This window comes from Amycolatopsis sp. NPDC114484 (assembly GCF_055633755.1).
This window is the reverse complement of the sequence record NZ_JBVKDQ010000006.1, coordinates 68,201-91,085: the sequence shown is the minus strand read 5'-3', so window position 1 is coordinate 91,085 and position 22,885 is coordinate 68,201. Positions and strand designations below refer to the sequence as shown.

Annotated in this window: 16 protein-coding genes and 1 pseudogene; 10 read left to right on the top strand and 7 right to left on the bottom strand. The window is 70.0% G+C overall.

The window, feature by feature from the left end; genetic code table 11:
- Nucleotides 1-17 precede the first annotated feature (17 nt).
- From ACZ7SW_RS17155 to ACZ7SW_RS17110, 10 genes and pseudogenes are all read left to right on the top strand, one after another.
- Nucleotides 18-296: an acyl carrier protein gene (locus ACZ7SW_RS17155; RefSeq protein ID WP_470231372.1), complete on the top strand. Its 279-nt coding sequence runs from the start codon at nucleotides 18-20 to the stop codon at nucleotides 294-296.
- The gene (locus tag ACZ7SW_RS17150) at nucleotides 289-855 is read left to right on the top strand and encodes a DUF2786 domain-containing protein (RefSeq protein WP_470231371.1); all 567 of its coding nucleotides are present in this window, start codon (nucleotides 289-291) and stop codon (nucleotides 853-855) included. The genes ACZ7SW_RS17155 and ACZ7SW_RS17150 overlap by 8 nt, the downstream gene beginning before the upstream one ends.
- A complete protein-coding gene (locus ACZ7SW_RS17145) occupies nucleotides 852-2,072 on the top strand; it encodes an acyl-CoA dehydrogenase family protein (protein WP_470231370.1) in 1,221 nt (406 codons plus the stop codon). The genes ACZ7SW_RS17150 and ACZ7SW_RS17145 overlap by 4 nt, the downstream gene beginning before the upstream one ends.
- Complete coding sequence (gene sbnA / locus ACZ7SW_RS17140) at nucleotides 2,063-3,043, top strand: 2,3-diaminopropionate biosynthesis protein SbnA (RefSeq protein ID WP_470231369.1); 981 nt, start codon at nucleotides 2,063-2,065, stop codon at nucleotides 3,041-3,043. The genes ACZ7SW_RS17145 and sbnA (ACZ7SW_RS17140) overlap by 10 nt, the downstream gene beginning before the upstream one ends.
- On the top strand, nucleotides 3,040-11,766 hold the full coding sequence (locus ACZ7SW_RS17135) for an amino acid adenylation domain-containing protein (RefSeq protein WP_470231368.1): 8,727 nt from the start codon (nucleotides 3,040-3,042) through the stop codon (nucleotides 11,764-11,766). Before sbnA (ACZ7SW_RS17140) ends, ACZ7SW_RS17135 begins: the two co-directional genes overlap by 4 nt.
- Nucleotides 11,753-11,839, top strand: a pseudogene (locus tag ACZ7SW_RS17130) (acyl carrier protein); the annotation flags it as partial. The gene ACZ7SW_RS17135 and the pseudogene ACZ7SW_RS17130, both read left to right, overlap by 14 nt.
- 18 nt (nucleotides 11,840-11,857) lie before the next feature.
- On the top strand, nucleotides 11,858-12,736 hold the full coding sequence (locus ACZ7SW_RS17125) for an alpha/beta fold hydrolase (protein ID WP_470231367.1): 879 nt from the start codon (nucleotides 11,858-11,860) through the stop codon (nucleotides 12,734-12,736).
- Nucleotides 12,737-12,741: 5 nt separating this feature from the next.
- Nucleotides 12,742-13,566 (top strand): ABC transporter permease, encoded by an 825-nt coding sequence (locus tag ACZ7SW_RS17120; protein ID WP_470231668.1) that lies wholly within the window; start codon nucleotides 12,742-12,744, stop codon nucleotides 13,564-13,566.
- 18 nt (nucleotides 13,567-13,584) lie between these two features.
- Nucleotides 13,585-13,788, top strand: a complete 204-nt coding sequence (locus ACZ7SW_RS17115; protein WP_116202292.1) for an MbtH family protein — start codon at nucleotides 13,585-13,587, stop codon at nucleotides 13,786-13,788.
- Nucleotide 13,789: 1 nt separating this feature from the next.
- Nucleotides 13,790-14,743 (top strand): ATP-binding cassette domain-containing protein, encoded by a 954-nt coding sequence (locus ACZ7SW_RS17110; RefSeq protein WP_470231366.1) that lies wholly within the window; start codon nucleotides 13,790-13,792, stop codon nucleotides 14,741-14,743.
- A 145-nt stretch (nucleotides 14,744-14,888) separates the two neighbouring features.
- Here ACZ7SW_RS17110 and ACZ7SW_RS17105 read toward each other — a convergent pair whose 3' ends face one another.
- The 7 genes from ACZ7SW_RS17105 to ACZ7SW_RS17075 all read right to left on the bottom strand — a co-directional run bounded on the left by ACZ7SW_RS17105 (nucleotide 14,889) and on the right by ACZ7SW_RS17075 (nucleotide 22,884).
- Entirely contained in the window at nucleotides 14,889-16,199 is a 1,311-nt protein-coding gene (locus ACZ7SW_RS17105; RefSeq protein ID WP_470231365.1) for an MMPL family transporter, read from the bottom strand.
- Nucleotides 16,200-16,319: 120 nt separating this feature from the next.
- Nucleotides 16,320-17,297, bottom strand: coding sequence for a 2,3-diaminopropionate biosynthesis protein SbnA (gene sbnA / locus ACZ7SW_RS17100; RefSeq protein WP_470231364.1), 978 nt, complete (start codon nucleotides 17,295-17,297; stop codon nucleotides 16,320-16,322).
- Between the two features lie 4 nt (nucleotides 17,298-17,301).
- Nucleotides 17,302-18,339 (bottom strand): 2,3-diaminopropionate biosynthesis protein SbnB, encoded by a 1,038-nt coding sequence (sbnB, locus tag ACZ7SW_RS17095; RefSeq protein WP_470231363.1) that lies wholly within the window; start codon nucleotides 18,337-18,339, stop codon nucleotides 17,302-17,304.
- A 37-nt stretch (nucleotides 18,340-18,376) separates the two neighbouring features.
- Entirely contained in the window at nucleotides 18,377-19,747 is a 1,371-nt protein-coding gene (locus ACZ7SW_RS17090) for a preATP grasp domain-containing protein (protein ID WP_470231362.1), read from the bottom strand.
- A 73-nt stretch (nucleotides 19,748-19,820) separates the two neighbouring features.
- Complete coding sequence (locus ACZ7SW_RS17085) at nucleotides 19,821-20,555, bottom strand: beta-ketoacyl-ACP reductase (RefSeq protein WP_470231361.1); 735 nt, start codon at nucleotides 20,553-20,555, stop codon at nucleotides 19,821-19,823.
- Entirely contained in the window at nucleotides 20,552-21,640 is a 1,089-nt protein-coding gene (locus ACZ7SW_RS17080; RefSeq protein WP_470231360.1) for a beta-ketoacyl synthase N-terminal-like domain-containing protein, read from the bottom strand. The genes ACZ7SW_RS17085 and ACZ7SW_RS17080 overlap by 4 nt, the downstream gene beginning before the upstream one ends.
- Entirely contained in the window at nucleotides 21,637-22,884 is a 1,248-nt protein-coding gene (locus ACZ7SW_RS17075) for a beta-ketoacyl-[acyl-carrier-protein] synthase family protein (protein WP_470231359.1), read from the bottom strand. Before ACZ7SW_RS17075 ends, ACZ7SW_RS17080 begins: the two co-directional genes overlap by 4 nt.
- Nucleotide 22,885: the final 1 nt, after the last annotated feature.

Sequence of the window (22,885 nt, the reverse complement as noted above, 5' to 3'; positions counted from 1 at the left end):
TAAGGAAAAGGAGAGCCATGACTGAGATCGCGCAGCCCACGCAGACCCTGACCGAGGAGCGGATCGTCGAAGGCATCACCGGCGCGCTGGGCGCGGTGCTCGAACGGGACGTCGCCGACCTGTCCGCGGACACCCGGCTGTCGGACGCCGGGCTTGACTCCACCGGCGTGCTGGAGCTGCTGATGCAGCTCGAGGACACGTTCGGCATCGAGTTCGACACCGAGAACCTGGAGATGCAGCACTTCGAATCGGTGCGTTCGCTCGCCGCGTTCGTCATCGCGGAAATCCGTGCCTGACCCGGTGCCGTGGCAGGAGTACCGGCGCGTCGCCCGGGAGCAGGGCGTCGCGCCCGCGCTCAAGCTGCTGCGGACGAGGTGCCGGAACGGTGCGATCGCGGCTGTCCCGGCGGGGGAGTTGCCCGCCGGGGCGGAGATCTTGCGGGAAGCCGATCTTCCCGGCGGCGCTGTCGTGTTCGCCCGGGGGCTGCCGGACGCGCCCGCGGGGCCGGACCTGCTGTGGGTGCGGCTGGGACTTTCCCAAGGGCTGCTCGACGAGTGCCTGCAGTACTTGGGCGAGCGGCGTTCGGGGGAGGAGTCCTTGCTGCGCAAGCAGATGATCCAGGACTGCCTCGCCACCGCGCTCAACGGTCAACTGGCGGTCGAGGCGGACTTGCGGGCGGACGAGAGGGTGGCTCCCGCGCGAGCGCGGTATCTGCATCAGTGTCTGTCCGATGTGGACCGGAAGCTGCTCGGCCTGCTGGGGGCGAAGGGCTTCCTCTCCGGCGGACCGGGCGAGGTCGCCGACGTTTCGGAGCTGCTCGCGAGTGTGCACGAAATGGCCGAGGGGACGACGTGACGGGCACGGTACTGAGCGAACCCTTGCTGGCTCTGCGTGATCTCGCCGCGGAATGGGCGAGAGACCTCCGCGACGCCGGAGCGGTGCTCGACCGCGATCCCGAGGCCACCGCCCAGTTCGCCGATCTGCCCGCGGTGCGCTGTATGGCGCAGCTGCTGGTCCCGGCGGAGTACGGCGCGGAGGGCATCAGGGTCGCCGGGCACCGGTTCAATGGGATGACCGCGCTGGAACGAACGGTGCTGCTGGAGGAGTTCGCCCGGGGCGACGCGGGCGCGACGCTCGCCGCACCGGGCGCGTCGATGTCCGGCGTCCTGATCGACGTACTCGGGGACGACGAACAGAAATCCTGGTTCTACGGAAGGCTCATCGACCGTCCAACGTGGACCTTCTTCGCACTCACCGAACCCGACGCGGGCTCCGACGCGAACGCGCTGACCACCAGCCTGACGCCCGGACCAGACGGAGACTTCATTCTCCACGGCCGGAAACGGTACGTCGGCAACGCTTCCCGCGCGGGCATGGGTGTGGTCTTCGCCCGCACCGCGCCCGGTCCGCTCGGCGTGCGGGCGGTCTTGCTGGACACCGCTTCCCCCGGCTTTCGCGCCGAACCGCTGGGCATGCTCGGATTGCGCGGCGCACGGTTCTGCGCCCTCGAGTTCGACGGAGTCCGGATCCCCGCGAACCGGGTGCTGGGCCACCACCTTTCCCCGGCCCGGCGCGGGATGTGGGCCGCCACGCTGACGTTCAACCGCCTCCGCCCCGGCGTCGCGGCCATCGCGGTCGGCATCGCGCGGGCCGCGCACGAGTACGTCCGCGCCGAAGGCGGCCTGCTCACCGGCGGCGCGGCGGCCGAATGGGACCAGCTGGGATACCGGATCGAGAGCGTCCGGAACCTGGTGCACCTCGCGGCGATGGAGGTCGACGCGGGCGGAAGCCGCGGCGGGCACCTCGCCTCGTCGGCCAAGGCCGAGGCCAGCCGGCTCGCCGAGGACGCGACCAGAGCGGCCTGCCGGTTCTTCGGGCCGAGCGCGCGCTGGACGCATCCCTTGCTGGACAAGCTGATTCGCGACGCGCGCGGCGTCGAATTCATGGAAGGCGCCGCGAACATCCAGAAACTCATCGTCTTCACCGGGCTGCTCGCCGGCAAAGTCGGCCGGGGCGAGTCGTTCCCGGCGCTGAGCCGCCCCTCGGTCACCGGAGGTCTGTCGTGCGGGTGATATCCGCCCCTCAGGAGTTCACCGTCCCGGATCTGTATGTCGACCTGCGCAGGTTCGTCGGCCGCGACCTGTTCGTCAAATGCGAGGGGTTCAACTTCGCCGGGTCGATCAAGCTCAAGGCCGCGCTGGAGATCGTCGAGCGCGCCGAGCGGGACGGCACGCTGTGTCCCGGCCACACGATCGTCGAAAGCTCGTCCGGGAACATCGGCGTCGCGCTCGCGATGGTCGCGGCCAGCCGGGGATACCGGTTCATCTGCGTCACCGACGACCACTGCACGCTGTCGGCCCGGCAGTTGATGCAGAACTACGGCGCCGAGGTCCACGTGCTGACCGAACCGCACCCGGTGGACGGCCTGGTCGGCGCGCGGCAGCGGATGGTGGAGAGCCTCTGCGCGGAACACGAGGACTACGTCTGGCTCGACCAGCACACCAACCCGGGCAACTGGACCGCGCACTACCGGACCACCGGCCCGGAGATCCTGCGCATGTTCCCCGGCCTGGACGTCCTGTTCGTCGGCACCGGCACGGCCGGGACGTTGATGGGCTGCGCCCGCTACCTGCGCGAGGCGCGCCGGTCGGTCCGCGTGGTCGCGGTGGACAGCGTCGGCTCGGTGAGCTTCGGCGGTCCGCCCGGGCCGAGGCGGATTCCCGGGCTGGGCTCCGCGATCCGCCCGGCGCTGCTCGACGAGTCCTTAGTGGACGATGTGGTGCACGTCGAGGAGACCGAAACCGTCGAGATGTGCCGGACGCTGGTGCGGCACGGTTTCCTGTTCGGCGGCTCGACCGGCACCGTCGTCGCCGGCGCGCTGTCCTGGCTCGCCCGCGAGGACCGCGACCTGACCGCCGTGGCCGTCTCCCCGGACCTGGGCGACCACTACCTGGACACGGTCTACCGGGACCACTGGGCCGCCGACGCGCTCGGCCGGGTGCCCGAGCAGACCACCGACCGACTTTCCGAGGTGCCGCGATGACCGCTGTCGAGACCAGCCTGCCCCTGTCCACGGCCCAGACCGACGTCTGGTTCGACGAGCAGCTTTCCGGAGGCGGCCTGGCCTACGCGATGGCCGACTACCTGGACATCTCCGGCGACCTGGACGTGCCGGTGTTCACCGAGGCGTTCCGCCTGCTCACCGACGAGGCGGAGTGCTTCCGCGCCCGCTTCTTCGAGGTCGACGGCGAACCGCGCCAGGTGGTCGAACCGCTGACCGAGCTGCCGGTCCGCTTCCTCGACCTGTCCGGCGAACCGGACCCGGAGGCGGCCGCGCTCGCGTGGATGCACGAGGACCTGGCCCGGCCGTTCTCCGTCACCGATTTCCCGCTGTTCCGCGCCGCGCTGCTCACCCTCGGCCCGCGTCGGCGATTCTGGTATCTCACCACCCATCATCTGGTGGGCGACGGGTTCAGCGCCGCGATCTGCCACCGGCGGATGGGCGAGCTGTACACGGCCGTGCTGACCGGCGCGGAGCCCGAAGGCCGTCCGCTGCCGCCGTTTCGGGACCTGCTGGACTCCGAACTCGCCTACCAGACCTCGACTCACCTCGGGCGCGACCGCGAGTTCTGGAGCAGCCACTTCAGCACGGTCCCGGACCTGATCAGCCTGTCCGGCAAGGAACCCGCACCGGCTCGCGGATTCCTTCGCCGCACGCTCGCCCTGCCCGCCGACGCGGCCGCCGCGGCGCGTAAGGCGGTGGCGCAGGCCGGGGTGACCCTGCCGACCTTCCTGCTCGCCGCGATGGCGGCCTACACCGAACGCCTTTCCGGGATCCAGGACCTGATGCTGACCGTCCCGGTGGCCGCCCGCGCCGGTGTCCGGACCAGGACGATCCCGGGGATGATGGCGAACTACCTGCCGTTGAAAATGCAGGTCACGCCCGCGATGACCCCGCAGCTGCTGCTGAAGCAGGCGTCGCGGGAACTCGCCCGCACGCTCAAGCACCAGCGGTATCACGTCAACCAGATCCGGCGCGACATCGGCGTGCGCAGCGACGAGCGGCGGCCGTTCGGCGGTCCGTTCGTCAACGTGCTGCCCGCGGATCCCGGACTGCGGCTGGGCGACTGCGTGACCCGGGTGCGGAACCTGTCCACCGGGATCACGAACGACCTGTCGATCACTGTGCTCGACGAGCCCGGCGGCGGGATCGAACTGCACCTCAACGGGAATCCCGACCTCTACGACGAGTCCGGAGTGGACACTCATCTGCGCCGGTTCGCCGCGTTCCTGAACCGCTTCGCGCGCGCCGATCCGGAGGCGCCGCTCGCGCACGTCGACGTCGCCGATGCGCAGGAGCGCGAGGAACTACTCGCCGCCGGGTTGGGCGCTATTGGCCCGGTGGGTGCGGGCGTGGTGGAGCGGGTGCGCGCGCAGGCACCGGATGCGATGGCGGTGGTCGACGCTGCCGGGCCGGTGCGTTATGCGGACCTAGTCGGGATGGGCTCGGCCTTGTCGCGGCGGTTGCCGGTGGGGCGCGTGGTCGGCGTGCTCGCTGGTCCGGGAAGCGGCTTTATCTCAGGGGTTCTCGGCGTGCTGGGCGCAGGTGGCGCTTACGTGCCGCTGGATCCGACGTTGCCGTTGGCGCGGTTGCGCGACTTGGTGGCGGACAGCGGCGCGGCGTGTGTGCTTGCGGCACCGGAGTTTCGGGAGGTCGCCGCGGAACTGCCGGTGGACGTCGTGGAGCTGGACGGCACGATCGATGTCGAGTTGGCACCGGTGGTGGGCGCCGACGATGACGTCGCGTACGTGATCTTCACGTCGGGTTCGACCGGCCGTCCGAAGGGCGCGATGGTCTCGCGGCTCGGGATGATGAACCACCTGCTGGCGAAGGTCGAGGACCTCGGGCTGGGTGCGTCCGACGTGGTGGTGCAGAACGCGCCGCTGACGTTCGACGTGTCGGTGTGGCAGATGCTCGCGCCGCTGGTGGTCGGCGGTCAGGTCCGGGTGGTGGACCGGCGGGTCGCGGCGGATCCGGAGACGTTGTTCGGCCTGGGCATGTCGGTGCTGGAAGTGGTGCCGTCGTTGCTGCGGGCGGCGTTGGACTTCTGGGACGCCGGCGGTCCGCCGGAGCTGGCCGGGTTGCGGTGGCTGGTGGTGACCGGCGAGGCGTTGCCGCCGGACCTGTGCGCGCGGTGGTTCGGGTACTTCCCGGAGATCCCGCTCGTGAACGCCTACGGGCCGACGGAGTGCTCGGACGACGTGACGCACGCGGTTCTGTCCAGTGTGGACGATGTGCGCGGGGTGCGGACGCCGATCGGCCTTCCGGTGCGGAACACCCGGCTGTACGTGCTGAGCGACGAGCTGCGCCCGGTCCCAGCGGGTGCGGCTGGCGAACTGTATGTCGGTGGCTTGGTAGTCGGACGCGGTTACGTGGGCGACCCGGCCAAGACCGGCTCGGTGTTCGTCGCGGATCCGTTCGGCGAGCCGGGAACCCGGATGTACCGGACCGGCGACCGCGTGGTGCGCCGGGCCGACGGTGCGCTGGAGTTCATCGAGCGCCGGGACTTCCAGGTCAAGATCCGCGGCCACCGCATCGAACTCGGCGAGATCGAAGCCACCCTGCGCGAGCTGCCCGAGATCGCGGACGCGGTCGTCGTGGTGCGCACCGACGACGGGACCAAACGGCTCGCCGCCTATCTGGTCGGAACGGAGCCGGTCGACATCCCGTCCGTGCGCAGCGAACTGCAGCAGCGGCTGCCGGACTACCTGGTGCCGCCCGCGATGGTCGTGCTCGACGCGATGCCGTTGACCGTGCACGGAAAGGTCGACCGGGACGCGCTGCCGGAGCCCGATTTCGCTGCCGAGACGGTCGGCCGGGCCCCGCGCAATGCCGTCGAGGCCATTCTGTGCGACGTGCTGGCCGAAGTGCTGACGGTGCCGAAGGTCTACATCGACGACAACTTCTTCGCTCTCGGCGGCGACAGCGTCAGCTCGATCCAGGTGGTCAGCCGCGCGCGCAAGGCCGGGTTGATCATCACTCCGCGCGATCTGCTGGAAGCGCGCACTCCGGCGGCGATCGCGGAAAACGCGGTCCCGATCGGCGATGAGGTCGCGCTCGACCCCACCGCTGCCCTGGTCGAACTCGAACCGGGAGAACTGGACGAGCTGCGGGTCGGGCCGGTCGAGGAAGTCCTTCCGCTCGCGCCGTTGCAGCAAGGCATGCTCTTCCACGCCGAACTGGACGCCGAGGGCGTGGATTTCTATGCCGTGCAAGCGATCGCGGACCTCGAAGGGCCACTCGACACCGCTGCGGTCCGGGACGCCTGCGCCACGCTGCTGACCCGGCACACCGCCCTGCGCGGATACTTCCGGCGACGCCGCAACGGGGAACCGGTGCAGCTGGTCGCCGAATCGGTCGAACTGCCGTGGACCGAAATCGACCTGACCGTGCTGCCGGAGGACCGTCGGGTGGCGGAGCTGCAGCGGCTGGTCGAGCAGGACCGGTTGCGCCGCTTCGACCTCGCCCGCCCGCCGCTGGTCCGCTTCACCCTGATCCGGGTCGCCGCCGAGCGCTACCGGTTCCTGTGGAGCGCACACCACATCGCCACCGACGGCTGGTCGGTGCCCATTCTCATCGACGAGCTGGCGCAGCTCTACGCACGCGGCGCGACGACCGAACTGCCCGCCGTGCCGCAGATGCGCGACTACCTCGCCTGGCTGTCCCGGCAGGACCAGGAAGCCGGGCGAAAAGCCTGGCAGGACCTGCTCGACGGCCTGCCCGGTCCGACCCGTGTAGCGCCAGACCTGCCCGCCGCGGCGTCCCTGCCCGCGACTGTCGAGTTAGTACTGTCCGAAAGCGACACTGCGAATCTCTACGCGTGGGCACGGGAACACGAGCTGACGGTCAGCACGATCGTGCAGGCGTGCTGGGCGATTTTGGTCGGCAGGCTGGCCGGACAGCAGGACGTGGTCTTCGGCGCAGTGGCCTCCGGACGTCCGGCGGAACTGCCCGGCGTCGAAACGATGGTCGGCATGTTCGTGAACACCGTGCCGGTCCGGGCTCGCCTCGACCCGTCGCGGCCGGTCCGCGAACTGCTCGCCGAACTGGGGCAGCAGCAAGCGTCGATGGTGTCCTATCAGCACATCGGCCAGGCACAACTGAGCGGAGCCATCCCGGACAGCGGGGAACTCTTCGACACCGCAGTGGTGTTCGAGAACGTCCCCGCCGGCGACGGCGGCCCGCTGGTGAAACTCGGCGAGGACGTCCGCGTGGTCGACGCGGTGACGCTCGATTCTCGGCACTACCCGCTCAGCCTCGTGGTGGAACCGCGCGGCTCGCTCGTCTTCCGCTTCGATTACCTCCGCGAGGCGTTCGGCGACGATCGCGTCCACGGGCTGGCGCAGCAGTTCCGGGCGCTGCTCGACACGGTGCTCGTCGATCCGGACCGCCTGCTCGGCCGGATCGACGTGGTGGCCGAACCGTCGCAGACCTTCCTGCTCGGCGCGACTGGTCCGGTCGGTGCGGGCGTAGTGGAGCGAGTGCGCGCGCAGGCACCGGACGCCGTGGCAGTGGTCGATGACTCCGGTTCGGTGAGTTACACGGAGCTGGTCGGGTTGGCCTCGGCGCTGTCTCGGCGGTTGCCGCCGGGGCGGGTAGCTGGTGTGCTCGCCGGTCCCGGAATTGGCTTTATTTCCGCGGTTCTCGGTGTCCTGGGCGCAGGCGGTGCCTATGTGCCGCTGGACCCGACGGTGCCGCTCGCTCGGCTGCAAGGCTTGGTGGAGGACAGCGGCGCGGCGTGCGTGATCGTGGCCCCGGAATTCCGGGAGATCGCGGCCAGCCTGCCGGTGGACGTCATCGAGCTGGACGGCGTGGTCGACATCGAACTGGCACCGGTCGTCGGTGCCGACGACGATGTCGCGTACCTGATCTTCACTTCCGGTTCCACGGGCCGCCCGAAGGGCGCGATGGTTTCCCGGCGGGGGATGGTCAACCACCTGCTCGCCAAGGTGGAGGACCTGTCTTTGGCGCCGTCGGATGTGCTGGTGCAGAACGCCCCGCTGACCTTCGACGTGTCCGTGTGGCAGATGCTGGCGCCGCTGCTGGTCGGCGCTCAAGTCCGCGCGGTGAGCCGGGAGACGGCGGCGGATCCGGACGTGTTGTTCGGGTTGGGCATGTCAGTGCTGGAAGTCGTGCCCTCGTTGTTGCGGGCGGCGTTGGACTTCTGGGACGCGGGCAGCCCGCCGAACCTGGACGGGTTGCGCTGGCTGGTAGTCACCGGAGAGGCCTTGCCGCCGGACCTGTGCGTGCGGTGGTTCGGGTACTTCCCGAATATCCCGATGGTGAACGCCTACGGGCCGACCGAATGCTCGGACGACGTGACGCACGCCGTTCTGTCCAGTGTGGACGATGCGCAGGGCTTGCGGGTGCCGATCGGCCTTCCGGTGCGGAACACCCGGCTGTACGTGCTTGGCGACGAGTTGCGGCCGGTTCCCCCAGGCGCGGCTGGCGAACTGTACGTCGGCGGATTGGTCGTCGGACGCGGTTATGTCGGTGATCCGGTCAAGACGGGTTCGGTGTTCGTCGCCGACCCGTTCGGCGAGCCGGGCACCCGGATGTACCGGACCGGCGACCGCGTCGTGTGCCGGGCCGACGGTGCGCTGGAGTTCGTGGAACGCCGCGACTTCCAGGTCAAGATCCGCGGCCACCGCATCGAACTCGGCGAGATCGAAGCCGGTCTCCTCGCCCAGGAATCCGTCACCGACGCGGTCGTCGTCGTGCAGGGCTCCGACGCGGCGAACCGGCACCTGGCCGGCTACGTCGCGGGAACCGCCCGTCCCGAGGATCTGCAGGCCCAGCTGGCCGAGTTGCTGCCCGCGTACATGGTGCCCAGCGCGATCGTCGTACTCGACCGGCTCCCGCTGACCGCGCACGGCAAGGTCGACCGCAAAGCCCTTCCCGCACCGGAAAACCTGGCCGGGCAAGAGAAACGCGGCCCGAGGACCCCGGTCGAGGAACAGCTGACCCGGCTCTACGCCGAGGTGCTGGGGCTGCCCGAAGCCGGGATCGACGACGACTTCTTCGAACTCGGCGGGCATTCCCTCCTGGCCACCGCGCTGGTCAGCCGGATCCGGTCGGAACTGGACGTCGAACTGCCGCTGCGGGACCTGTTCGAGGCCCGCACCGTCGCCGCGCTGGCCGGACGGCTCGCGTCCGCGGGCCAGGCCCGTGCGGCGTTCCGCAAACTGGACCGTCCCGATCCGCTGCCGCTGTCGTACGCCCAGCAGCGGATGTGGTTCCTCAACCGCCTCGAAGGCGAACACGGCGGATACACCATCCCACTCGCCGTGCGGCTTTCCGGAGAGCTGGATCGCTCGGCGCTCGCCGCGGCCGTCGATGATCTGACCGCACGCCACGAAATCCTGCGCACCGTCTTCCCCGACACCGACGGCGTGCCGTACCAGCGCGTTCTCGACGCGGGGGAGTCCCTGCGCGCCGCACCAATGCCCGCAGACCTCACCGCGGTGCTGGAAGAAGAGGTCGCCCGCGGCTTTGACCTGGCCGTCGATCTCCCGTTGCGCAGCAAGCTGTTCGGCCCCGGCAAGAATGGCGACCACGTCCTCCTCCTGGTGCTGCACCACATCGCCGGAGACGCGTGGTCCGTCGATGTGCTCGCCCGCGACCTCGCCACCGCCTACGAGGCCCGGCGGTCCGGAAATAGTCCAGAGTGGACAGACCTGCCCGCCCAGTACGCGGATTACTCGGTCTGGCAACACTCCCTCCTGGACGACGCCAAGGACGGCGAATCCGCCCGCCTGCTGAAGCACTGGCGGGAAGCACTCGCCGGAATCCCCGGCGAACTGGCGTTGCCGGTCGACCTGCCCCGCCGAGCCTCAGCGGGCTACCACGGCGGAACCATCGAGTTCGAGATACCGTCCGCCGTGCACCGGGGCCTAGCGCGGCTCGCGCACGAACAAGGCGCGAGCCTGTTCATGGTCGTCCAAGCCGCACTGGCCACGCTGCTCACCCGTCTCGGCGCGGGAACCGACATCCCGCTCGGCAGCCTGGTCGCCGGCCGTCCGGACGAAGCCGTGCACGATCTCGTCGGCTTCTTCGTCAACACGCTCGTCCTGCGCACCGACACCAGCGGCGATCCGCACTTCGCCGACCTGGTCGCGCGGGTCCGCGACGCCGACCTCGCCGCCTACTCCCACCAGGACCTGCCCTTCGAACGGCTGCTGGAGGCGACGCAACCGGCACGGTCGATGTCGCGGCAGCCGTTGTTCGGGGTGCTGTTGTCCTTCTACGACGTCCCGCCGTCCGAAGTCAGCCTCGGCAGCCTGACCGCGCGTCCCGAAATGCTTCCCCCGACGCACAAGAAGTTCAAGTTCGACCTGACCTTCCAGCTGGGCCAGCACAAGGGGGAGCGCGGTCTGGAAGGCACGCTCGAGTACAACGCCGAGGCGTTCACCGCGGACACCGCGCAGCTGCTCGTCGACCGGCTGACGTTCCTGCTGACCGCCGCCGCCGAAGATCCCGGGCAGCCGCTGAGCCGGATCGACCTGCGCACTTCGGACGAGCGGACCACCCCGGCCGCGTGGTCTCCGCAGGCCCCGGATGCCGGTCTGCTGGTGCCCGGCGACATCGGCCTGCGCGAGCAAGCCAACCGGCTGGCCCGGGCTTTGCTGGCCCAGGGCGCGGGACCAGGGGAGACGGTGACCGTCGACCTGCCGCCGGGCCGGGACCGCTGGGCCGCGATCTTCGCCGTCCTCGCCACCGGCGCGGCCTGGACATCGAGCGGTCCGTCTCGCTGCACAGTGCACGCGGACGGGTCCGGATTCGCCGACACCGACCTGGAGGTGTCGCTGTCGGAGGCGGACCTGGCCTATCGCGGTGCCGCGGTGTTCACCCGAGGCGCGCTGGCCGCGACGATCGCCGCCCTGCTGACCGAATTGCCGCTCACGGCCAGCGATCGCGTCCTGGCACCGGACACCGAATTCGCTCTGCCGGTCGTGCTCGCAGCGTTGCACGTCGGCGCGGTGGTGACCGTCGCCCCCGCCTCGGAGATCGCGGAACTCGCCTCGTCGGTGGACCCGAGCGTCGTGGTCCTGACCCCGAACATCGCGAAAATGCTGGCGCTGCGTCCGGGCACCCGGGTGCTGAACTTCGGCGAGGAATTTCTCGACGGAGCACTCAACTGCGAAGGCACCGCGGCGTCCGGCTGGCTCTCGCTGGTCAACGGACGCCCGTTCGCGCACAGCCGCGCCGAGGTCCTCGACCAGAGTCTGCGGCCAGTGTCGCGCGGTGGCCGAGGCGAGCTGTACTTGGCTGGCGCGGGCTCCGAGCTGGCCTCCGCCGGCCTCCCCGCCCGCGTTCGCTTGGACGGAACCGTGGAACTGATCCGAGAGGCCAAGGTGCGCGGCTTCGCGATCCCGACCGGGCAGATCGAGGCGGCCCTGCTCCGCCAGCCCGCGGTCGCCGCAGCCGTCGTGATCGCCGAGGACGAGGTGATCGCCTACGTTGTCCCGCAATGGGAACGCGGCGTCGACCCGCTCACCCTGCGAGAAGCGTTGGCCGCCGAACTCCCCGATTACCTGATCCCGACCGCGTTCGCGGAACTGGACACCATCCCAGTCGCCCCGGACGGCTCCCTGGACCGCGCCGCCCTGCCCGCTCCCGCGGCACAAACCGGCCAGGACCCGAGCGAAACCGCCGAACTGCTGCGAACCGCTTTCGCGGAAACCCCTTGGCATCGCCGACGTTGACGTCCAGACCGGGTTCTTCGAACTGGGCGGCAACAGCCTGCAGTCCGTCCGGCTGGTCGCGCTGGCCCGGCGAGCCGGACTCCGGCTGACCGTGGCCGACGTCCTGACCCACGGCAGCGTCGAACGCCTGGCCGTACTCGCCGAACGAGCCGAACCCGACCTCGCGGACCTGCCGGACCCGTTCGCACCGGTGCTGCAGATCCGCCCGACTGGGTCGAAACCGCCGCTGTTCTGCCTGCACGCCGGACTCGGCCTGAGCCTGCCCTACCTCGGCTTGGCGGCCCACCTGCCGGACCGTCCCATCTACGGCCTGCAGTCGCCGGGAATCAGTGGCACAGAACAGTTCCCGGACTCCGTCGAACAGGTCGCCGAGGACTACTTGACGCACCTCCGCCGGATCCAGCCGCACGGCCCGTACCACCTGCTCGGCTGGTCCTACGGTGGCTTGCTGGCTTTCGAACTGGCCGTACGCCTTGAGTCCGAAGGAGAAACGGTCGGCTCACTGTCCATCTTGGACAGATACCCGCAGGACGGTTCCGAAGCAGCACTGACCAGGCACGAGCTGCTCGTCGATTTCCTGGAGCACGTGGGCTTCCACGACACCGACTCCGACACTGAGCTAACCCCAGCCGACGTCATAGCCGTGCTGCGACAGGGAGACAGCAGACTCGCTGACATCGGCGAGGAACGCATGACCCGCGTCCTCGCCGTGATGGACAACAATGCCGCGCTGGCACACCGCTACCGCCCCGCGAGATTCACCGGAGCAGTCGAGTTGTTCGTCGCCGCCGAGGGATTGACCGACGCGGAGGTGGCCGAACGAGCGGGCCGCTGGGTGCCGCACGTGGCAGGCCCCGTGCGAGCCCGTCGCATCGAGTGCGGCCACGAATACCTGATGGACCCCCAGCCGCAGGCGGAGATCGGTGCCGCGGTGGCCGAAACGCTGGCGAGCAACGAGGAGTCGCAGTGACCACAATGACCGCCCCGACCACACCGACCGCCCCGACCGAGCCGCCGCGGGCCATGGCCGCGGCCGTCGAAACACTCGCGCTGGCGGGCCGCCGGCTGACCCACCTGCGCAAAGTGCCCGGCCGGCTCCTCGCCATCACCCTGAACTCCCTGATCACCATGCTGGCCATCGGCTACGTCTTCAAAGGCGCGGTGAGTGTGGAAGGCGGCGGCAGCTACCCGGAATTCCTCTTCCCGGCCGCACTGATGCAGGTCGGTCTCGCCGGCGTCGCACCGACCGCGATCGCGGTGGCGATGGACCTCAAAGGCGGCCTGACCGACCGGTTCCGCTCCCTGCCGATCTCCCGCCCCGCCGTGCTGTTCGGCCACACCATCGGCGACGCGCTGGTCGGCTTGGTCGCACTGGCGATCGTCGCCGGGATCGGGCTGGCGGTCGGCGGCCGCGTGCACGCCGGGTTCCCCGCGCTGCTCGCCGGATTGGCCGTGCTCGCCCTCTTCCTCTACGTGATGATCTGGGTCGGCGTGCTGCTCGGGCTTTCGATGGGCAATCCCGAATCGATCGACGGCGTCGGCGCGGTGCTGACGCTCGGCCTTTCCTTCCTGTCCAACGCGTTCATGGCGGTCAGCCAGCTGCCGTCCTGGATCCGGCCGGTCGCCGAGTGGAATCCGGTCAGCTCCGTCACCACGCTGTGCCGCCAGCTGTGGGGCGTGCCGGTGCCCGCGGACAGTTCGTTCCCCGCTCAGCATCCCGGCCTCGTCGTCGCGGTGACGCTGGTCGTGCTCTTCGCCGCGGCGACCCTGCTGAGCTTCCGCCGTTACCGCCTCGCCTAACCGATCCGGAGTAATGCGATGACAAACCCGTTTGACGACCAGAACGGAGCTTTCCTGGTGCTGGTCAACGACGCACAGCAGTACAGCCTCTGGCCCTCGTTCGCGGAGGTCCCGCCAGGCTGGCGGGTTTCGCTCGGCGAGAGCAGCCGCGAAGAAGCACTGGCGCACATTTCGGGCCACTGGACCGATCTGTCGCCCGAGAACATCCGGGAAGCAGGCTGACATGGCGCACGGAGAACTCGCGATCGAAGCCGAAGGGCTCCGCAAACGCTACGGCGACCACGAAGCGCTCGCCGGCGTCGACCTCGCCGTCCCGCCCGGCACGGTGCTGGGTTTGCTCGGCCCCAACGGCGCGGGCAAAACCACGACAGTCCGGATGCTCGCGACCCTGCTCCCGCCGGACGGCGGCCGCGCGCTGGTCGCCGGGCACGACATCGTTCGGGAACGCAAGCAGGTCCAGCGGCACATCGCGCTCGCGGGCCAGTACGCCGCCGTCGACGAACTGTTGACCGGCAGGCAAAACCTGGTGCTGCTGGGTCGTCTTCTGCACCTCGGCCGTCGAGGAGCGCGCGCCCGCGCGGGAGAGCTGCTGGAGCGGTTCAACCTGGTCGAGGCGGCGGACCGCGCGGTCGGCACGTACTCGGGCGGGATGCGCCGCCGCTTGGACCTCGCGACCTGCCTGGTGGCGCGGCCCTCGGTGCTCTTCCTCGACGAACCGACCACGGGACTCGACCCGGCGAGCCGGATGGGCTTGTGGACGATGGTCCGCGAACTCGTCAGCGACGGCGTCACGGTCCTGCTCACCACGCAGTACCTCGAGGAAGCCGACTACCTCGCCGACCGGATCGTCGTCATCGACAAGGGCCGGAGCGTCGCCGAGGGAACCGCTGACGAACTCAAGCGCAAGGTCGGCCGGGAACGGCTGGAAGTCGCCGTCGCGCACCCCGAAGGTCTCGCGGACGCAGTGGCGGCGCTGACGCCGGTCGCGGTGGGCGTCCCGGTCGTCGACGAACGCCGGTGCAGCATCTCCCTCGAACTGCTGGACGAGAGCGGCGGGATCGCGGCGGCGGCGAACGCGTTGCACGAACGCGGCGTCGCGCTGGCGGACTTCGCGCTGCGCAGGCCGACCCTCGACGAAGCCTTCCTCGACCTCACCGGGCACCCGACCACCGGGTGATCCCGATGCTCGGACCTTAAGCCTGCTGCTCCCGCCCCGAGGCGCTTACGTCCGTGAGGGGAACCCTGAGGGAATCAGAGTCCCTCAGGGTTCCCCTCACGGACAGCGCACATGTTGGCGTCCTTTGTGGACAGTCAGCGGAGTCTCACTTTCGCGCAGCCCCCGGCCCGGTCCGCCGCCACCAGCGGACCGGGCCGGCTAGCGAGAGCAGCAAGGGCAGCAGCACCAACCGGATCACCAGCACGTCCATCGCCAGCGCCGCCGCGGCTGCCCAGCCGAACTCGCTCAACGCGCCGGTGCCAGCGATCCCGAGGGCGCTGAAGACCCCGATGGACACCACACTCGCGCTGGAAATCGCCACGGTGCCGCGACGCAGTCCTTCAGCGAGCACATGCTGTGGCGACATTCCGGTCAGCGCTTCGACGCGGAAGTGGTGCAGCAGGCAGACGTGCATGTCCGTCGTGGGCGCGGCGAGCACGGCCACCAGCGCCACTGGCAGCCACGTCGGGGTCGGCGGGTCCATGCAGGTGAGCATGGTCAGCGCGAAAAGCGCGGACAGCACCGAAAGCACCGCGGTCGTCAGCGCGACCGCCACCGGCCGGAAGGCCGTGATCACCGCCAGCGAGGTCAGCCCGATCAGCAGCGCCAGCGGCAACGGCGGCAGGGTCGGCGATTCGAGGTAGCGGTAGACGACGTAACCGAGCGCCGCGACAGTGCACCCCAGCGCGCCGATGAGCCCGGCCGCGCTGCGGTAGCGCCAGGTCGCGGGCAGGCGGGCGACGAACCGGGGCAGCCAGTGCCACTGGAACGACCTCCGCACCGGAAGCGCGATCCGGGTCAGCAACACCGGGAGCAGAGTCAATGCCGCGGCGGCCTCTACGAGGATCACCAGGATCACGGCCGCGGCGAGCCGCATGACTTGCGGCTCGCCGGTCAGATAGAGCCCGGTCATCGCCGTCAGCATCGCGAGCCCGGTGACGAGCGCGGTCCGTCCGGCGGTCGAGGCGACGATCTGCGCGGTGTCGGACGCGTCGTGCTTGCCCGGCGGCATCTCCTGCTGCCTGCGCACCGCGAACAGCAGATGGTTGGCCGCGCTCGTGATTCCGGGCAGGAGAACGAGATTCCAGCTGCCGAACGAGCCCGCGCCGGCCTCGGAGACCGCCATCAGCACCCCGAGCGCGCCGACCCCGACCGTCGCGAGGTATCCGAACGCGATCGCGGCCAGCCGAAGCGAACCCAGCACCAGCAACAGCAGCAGCGCGGTGAGCAGGCAGCCGACCGCGAGGACGGAACCGGCCGACGGGGCCGACACGAAGCCCGCCGGTGCGGAGCCGCCGTTCGCGGCGGCGAGGCCCTCGCTCGCCGCCACGACCAGGAACAGCAGCCACGCGCACAGGACCGGGCCGGGGTGTCCGGCACACCAGCGCGCGAGACGGAGCAGAGGTAGCGTTCGCAATTGCCGCACTCCTTGGGCCGCTTCAGGCCTCCCGCCGCGCAGGCGGCAAGCCGGACGGTCTAAGGATGGCTCCTCGTGATCGTGCGCACACTGGGCGTGGCACCTCGATTTCGAGTGGTACTAGCTCCCGAGCGCGGCGGGCGGGGCGAGCGCCGCGTCTCCGTAGAGGTCGGCCACCCACTGGTCGTGATAGACCGTGTCGAGGTAGCGGTCGCCGAGATCGGGGGCGACCGCCACCGCGGTGAAGCTCTCGCCGGGCGCGTGCCGGTCGAGCCAGTTCAGCGCCCCGGCGACGACAGTGCCGGTCGAGCCGCCGAACAGGAACCCCGCCCGGACGAGATGGCGGCACATGCGCACGGTGTCGAGTTCCGGCACGTGCACCACATCGTCCACATAGGACTCGTCGAGCAGCGCGGGCCGCACCCCGGTGCCGAGACCGGGGATCATCCGCGGGGCGGCCGGGGTCCCGAAGGTCACCGAACCCACGGTGTCGATGGCCACCACGCGCATTCCGGGGCAGTGCTCGCGCAGGTACCGCGCGCATCCCATCAGCGTGCCGGTCGTGCCCGCTCCGATGAACGCCACGTCGGCGCCGGGGAACGACTTCGCGATCTGCGGTCCGGTGGTGCGGTAGTGCGCCTGCCAGTTGCCCGCGTTCGCGTACTGGTTGAGCCACACCCGGTCGTCGCCTTCGGCGCACAACCGCCGCACGTGCGCGATCCGCGCGCCGAGCAGCCCGCCCTCCGGATGCGGTTCGGTGATCACGTGCACCTCGGCGCCGAGCGTCTGCATCAACTGCCGGGCACCGAGGGTGCAGCGTGAGTCGGTGACGCAGATGAACCGGTAACCCCGGCTGGTGGCGACGAGGCTCAGCGCCACCCCGAGGTTGCCCGACGAACTCTCCACGAGGGTCGCGCCCGGCCTCAGCGTGCCGTCCAGTTCGGCCGCGTCGATCATCTCGGTCGCGGCCTTGATCTTGATGGAACCGGCGAAGTTGAAGCCCTCGCATTTGAGGTAGAGCGATCGCCCTGTGCACCCGTTCAGGTCGACGAACAGGTCCTCGACGTTGAACTCGTGCGGACTGGTGATGATCGGCATCGGCTCAACGCTTGCCGTAGCGGTCGAGTTCGAAGAAGAAGTCGCCGACCTCGTGCAGTTCGCCGCGGCGGCGCAGTTCGTCCAGGACGTGCTTGCCGACCGCGAGGTCGAGCACGCCGAGGCCGAACGGCGAGAACACCAGCGGCCGGTCCGCGTCCAGGGCGAGTGCCCCGGTCATCACGTCGAAGAGGGTGCCGTCGAGGAAGTCGCGTCCGCCGGTCGCCTGTTCGGCCAGGTGCACCGAGGTGTTGGCCTTCAGGCAGTGCTCGACGTCGTCGACCACGTTGGCCGACGCCAGGATCACCTCGGTGGACAGGTCGCGCAGGGAAACGTTCAGCACCAGCGGGTTGTGCCCGAACCAGGCCGGATCGTGCACGTGCGGCTCGCCGGCCACGGTGGCGAACACGATCAGATCGCTGCCGCGGATCAGTTCCTCCGCGCTCCCGCGCACCGAGATCCCGCTCGCGCCGGTCGTCTCCAGGTATCCCCGGAAACCCGCGGCGTGCTCGGCGGAGAGGTCGAACACCGCGGTCTCGTCGAAGTCCCAGCCGGTGCCGACCAGGAACCGGTGCGCGTAGCGCGCGATGAGACCGGTGCCGACGAACCCGAGCCGCCTCGGCCGTTCGCCGCGCCGGCTGAGCCAGTCGGCCGCGAGTGCCGCCGAGGCCGCGGTCCGGGTGGCGCTGATGATCGAGCTTTCCATGCAGGCCAGCGGGTAGCCGGTCGCCTGGTCGTTGAGGATCAGCACGGCCGAGGCACGCGGCAGGCCGGTGCGGACGTTCTCCGGGAAGCTGGAGATCCACTTGACCCCGTCCACCGCGACCTCCCCGCCGACCGAGGCGGGCAGCGCGATGATCCGCGCGGACGGCCGGTCCGGGAACCGGAGGAAGTAGGAGGGCGGGTTGACGGTCGCCTGCTGGCCGTGCAGCCGGTAGGTCGCTTCGATCAGTTCGGCCAGTTGCTTCTCGGCGCCGTCGAGCACCTGGTGCACCTGGGCCCCGGACACGACGGCGAACTCCGGAACGGTAGCGGTTTCGGTCACAGAACTTCCTTATTCTTCGGCTGGGCGGAAACGGGGCTCAGTCCTGCTGCAGGACGGCCAGCGCGCGTTCGACCTGGGCGTCGATGCGGTCGACCTCGGCGACCGAATCCCCGATGAGCACGCCGTAGAGGCGGCCCGCGAACGGTGCGCCGTCCGCGGTCTGCGCACCGGCGTTGACGGTGGCGAAGTTGTTCACCAGCAGGCCGCTGCCGGCGCCGTCGAACAGCAGGTCGCCGAGCACGTCGCGGACCCGGTCGAAACCGACGCTGGCGCCGAGCCGCAGCGAATAGTGCCGGGCCATCGCGGTCTCGCCCGCGGTGACGAAGCGTTCCTGGATCGGCACCTGATAGGTGGACATGTTGTTGCGGGCGTTGATTTCCAGCACCGGGAAGATGCCGCCGTCCGGCTCCACGATCGCGTCCACTCCGACGACGCCGTAGTAGCCGTCGGCGGCGAGCTGCCCGCCGAGTGCCTGCGCGGCGGACCGGATGCTCTCGATCTGCGCCTCGTCCAGCCGGGGCGGGATCCGGTGTCCTTTGTGGACGCCGTGCTCGGTGATCAGCTCCTTGACGAAGTCGAAGTGCACCGAACCGTCGCGGCTCACGGTGAACTGGTAGTTGAGGTCGGAGCGCTTGTCGACCCACTCCTCGACGACGAACGCGATCCGGTCCCGGCCCTTGCGCCGGGCGGTCGCGGAGATCATCCGGCGCAACCGGTCGAGCCTGCGTTCGTCGGAGACCACCGAGATCCCCTTGCCGGACACCCCGAACGCCTCCTTGACGACGACCTTCCGCCCGGTGGCGAGCACCGCGGCCGCCTCGGTGACGGCCTCGTCGAGCAGGTCGAGCGTGTCGCACGCCCAGCCGTTCGGCTGGCGCAAGCCCAGTTGCGTCGCGATGCGCCGGCTGTAGATCTTGCTGTTCACTGCCTTGCACCGAGCCGCGTCCGGGGCGGCCAGCGGCAACCCTGTCGCGGTGGACAGCTCTTCCTCGACTGCGGAGACGCCGTGCGCGAGCAGATGCGCTTCGTCGGTGCGCAGTGCGGAAAGCGCGGCGATCAACCACGGATCGTGCAGCGCGTCCTGGCTGACCGTGCGCGCCGGATCCGGGTCCGCGATCACGTGGATCTGCGGCAGGTCGAGGCCGAGGCCTTCCAGATAGCTGCGGTAGCCGGGGTCGGGCGCGTGCTTGAGCACGACGTGGTCCCGCTTTCCGCCCAGCAGCAACGCGAACTCGTCCATGCTGTTGACGACCGCCATGCCGCCCGGGGCGGACACCCGGGGCAGCCCCTGCTCGTCGACCGCCCACTGCTCTTCGACCTCGAAGTTGCCGACGAACACCAGCGGGCGCTCGGCCGTGCCCAGAACCGCGGTCTTCAGCCGCGGGATGAAACCGTTGTCGGCGCTCATGACGTCCTTTCGCCAGCGCAGGAGATAGGACGCGGCACGCGCTGCCTGCGCTGCCGCGGGGGAGAAGGACCGGCTAGACGACGAAGCCGCCGTCCACTTCGAAAACGCTGCCGGTGATGTAGGAGGCGCGTTCGGAAACCAGGAAGGACACCAGGTCGGCGACTTCTTCCGGCCTGCCGAAGCGGCGCAGCGGAACAGCCCGCAGCATCTTCTCGCGGGTCGCTTCGCTGAGCTTGCCGAGCATGTCGGTCTCGATCAGGCCGGGCGCGACGGAGTTGACGCGCACGCCGTAGCGGCCGACTTCCTTGGCTAACGCCTTAGTGAAGCCGAGCACTCCGCTCTTGGCCGCGGAGTAGTTGGTCTGCGTCGGATTGCCGTGCACGCCGGACACCGAGGAGAGTGTCACCACGCTTCCGGTGCGGCGCTTGATCATCCGGAACACGGCGGGACGGCAGGCGTGGAAGACGCCGTCGAGATTCGTGCGCAGCACACTCGACCAGTCCGGCTCGGACATCAACGCGAGCGAACCGTCCCGGGTGATTCCCGCCGAGGTGACCAGCGCGTCCGGTGCGCCGAACTCGTCCGCGGTGCGCTCCACCCACGCCGTGACCGCCTCGCCGTCGGCCACGTCGACCTGGCTGGCCTCGACCCGAACGCCCAGGTCCAGGACTTCCTTGACCAGGACGTCCGCCGCGGTTTGGTTGCTGTGATAGCAGAAAGCGACGTCGAATCCGTCTTGCGCCAGGCGGTGCACGACCGCCCGGCCGATCCCCCGCGAGCCGCCGGTCACGAGTGCGGTTCTGCTCATCGCGGCTCACCGCCGAGCTGCAGCAGCGCGCAGGCCACCGAACCGTCGTCGTCGCACGCGGTGACGACGATGTGGTCCTGCTCGCCTCGTTCAGCACTGTCGGCGCCGTCGGTGATGCTGAGCACCGAAGCCAGACCGAACAACGCAGTCGCCGCCGAGGTGTCGCCGATGAGATCCACTGGCGGCACGCGGTCTGTCACTTCGTCGCCGAACAACTGCCGCAGCGTCGCGTCTTCCGGCCGGTCCGACCCGGCGGGGAAACCACTGCCGACCGCCGCCCACACTCGTTCCGCCGCGACCCCGGACCGTTTCAACAGCGAGGAGACGGTGGCGTGCAGGGTTCCGGCGAGGTCGCCCTCGAGACAGATCCGCGAGTCGATGCCGGTCAAGGTCGCCAGCACGCTGTCCGGATCGGCCGAGTCCGCCGGTTCGAGCAGGAACATCGCGCAGCCTTCGCCGAGCGTCGCCGACCCGCCGCGCCGATGGTGTTCCAGCCACGACCGAGCGTCGGAATTCTCTTCGGCGGCACCGCACAGCACCTGCGCCGCACGTTCGGTCATCAACAGGCGGCGGGCGTAGTTCAGCGCCTGCAATCCCGTGGTGCGACCGGCGGCGATCGTCGCGTTGGGTCCCTTGAGCCCGTGCCAGATCGCGGCCTGCCCGGCGGCGCAGTTCATCACGGTGCCGGGGACCGCGGCGGGCTCGACGTGGTCGGGCTGTTCGCCGGTGATCGACGCCCTGGTCAGGTCCATCATGCTCTGCGCGCTGCCGGTCGTGGTGCCGAGCACGAAGCCGATGTGCTCGCGGTCGCCGTCCGGAGCCAGCTCCATGTCGGCGAGCAGCTGCTGCGCGGCCGCCACGGTGAGCCCGCTGACCCGGTTCATCGCCCGGGTTTTCTTGCGACCGAACATCTCGCGCACGTCGAAGCCGGGCACGATGGCCGCCGGATCACCGGGCCCGCCCGGGTCGATTTCGGGCTCGCGCCGGGAGCGAACGCCGTCGGCGAACGCTTCCCGGCCGTAGCCGAAGGGGGAAATGGCCGTCCAGGCCGAGATGACCGGACGGCGCCGAGCAGGTGCGGTCATCGCACGGCCTCTTCTCGGGGTTGCCGCTCGTACCGGCCGAGCAGGACCACGGCGTTGTTGCCGCCGAAGGCCCAGCCGTTGTTCTGCACGATGTCGAGGTCGGCGTCGACGGATTCGTTGGGCACGCAGTCCACCGGGCAGTCCGGGTCGGTGTCGCGGTGGTTGATGGTGGGCGGGATGAACTGCTCGGTGAGCGCGATCGAACAGCCGATCGCGGCCAGTGCGCTCGCCGCGCCCATCGAGTGGCCCAGCATCGACTTCATCGACACCGTCCGCGGCGGCTTCGGCCCGAAGAGGTCGCGGATCGCCGCGGATTCGGTCATGTCGTTGGCTTTGGTCCCGGTGCCGTGCGCGGAGATCAGGTCGATCTCGGCGGGTTTGACCCCGGCGTCGGCCAGCGCCAGTTCCATGCAGCGGGCGATCCCGGCCTGATGCGGCGCGACCGGATGGTGCGCGTCGCAGGACATGCCGTACCCCAGCACCTCCGCGTAGATCCGGGCGCCGCGGGCGAGCGCGGAGTCCAGGCTCTCCAGCAGGAGGATGCCCGCGCCCTCGCCGGTGAGGATGCCCATCCGGTTGCGGTCGAACGGACGGCAGCAGTCCGGGGCGATGCTGCGCAACCGGTAGAACGAGGTGAACGTCTTGCGGCACAGCGCATCCGCGCCACCGCAGAGGGCGAACTCCGCGTCCCCGCACCGGATCGCGTCGAGCGAGTTGCCGATGGCGTAGTTGCCCGCCGAACACGCCGTCGCGATGGTCCCGGTCTCGACGTCGGTCAGTTCGAGCTCGCGCGCGATCGACGTGGCCAGCCGGCCCGCGGAGGTGCGCCGCACCAGTCGCGGGTCGAGACCGGCCAGTCCGGCGGAGAGTTCCTGCGCCACCAGGCCGTCGAGCTCGTGCGCCTCGCCGTCGGTGCTGCCCACCGAGACGAGCGTGCGCGCGGCGCGCAGGGTTTCCAGCGGCAGCCCCGAATCCTCGACGGCGAGACGGGCCGCGGCGGTGGAGAACCGGCTCGCCCGGCCGAGATCGCCCGGGTCGAGCGTACGGATCCACTGCGCGGGCTCGAAATCGGTGACCTCGCAGCCGTTGTCGTGGGCGAACCCGGTGGTGTCGAACACCGAGATCGGCCGGACGTTGCTGCGCCCGGCGCGCAGCGCGGAGGTGAACTCCCGGACGCCGATGCCGATGCTGGACACGACACCGCATCCGGTGATGACGACTCGGCGTCCGATGCTCGTCGACATG

Coding starts and splice junctions, on each gene's coding strand:
- ACZ7SW_RS17075 (WP_470231359.1), bottom strand. CDS start 22,884: ATGTCGACGAGCATCGGACGCCGAGTCGTCATCACCGGATGCGGTGTC.
- ACZ7SW_RS17115 (WP_116202292.1), top strand. CDS start 13,585: ATGACAAACCCGTTTGACGACCAGAACGGAGCTTTCCTGGTGCTGGTC.
- ACZ7SW_RS17080 (WP_470231360.1), bottom strand. CDS start 21,640: ATGACCGCACCTGCTCGGCGCCGTCCGGTCATCTCGGCCTGGACGGCC.
- ACZ7SW_RS17120 (WP_470231668.1), top strand. CDS start 12,742: ATGACCGCCCCGACCACACCGACCGCCCCGACCGAGCCGCCGCGGGCC.
- ACZ7SW_RS17155 (WP_470231372.1), top strand. CDS start 18: ATGACTGAGATCGCGCAGCCCACGCAGACCCTGACCGAGGAGCGGATC.
- ACZ7SW_RS17110 (WP_470231366.1), top strand. CDS start 13,790: ATGGCGCACGGAGAACTCGCGATCGAAGCCGAAGGGCTCCGCAAACGC.
- ACZ7SW_RS17090 (WP_470231362.1), bottom strand. CDS start 19,747: ATGAGCGCCGACAACGGTTTCATCCCGCGGCTGAAGACCGCGGTTCTG.
- sbnA (WP_470231364.1), bottom strand. CDS start 17,297: ATGCCGATCATCACCAGTCCGCACGAGTTCAACGTCGAGGACCTGTTC.
- ACZ7SW_RS17085 (WP_470231361.1), bottom strand. CDS start 20,555: ATGAGCAGAACCGCACTCGTGACCGGCGGCTCGCGGGGGATCGGCCGG.
- ACZ7SW_RS17135 (WP_470231368.1), top strand. CDS start 3,040: ATGACCGCTGTCGAGACCAGCCTGCCCCTGTCCACGGCCCAGACCGAC.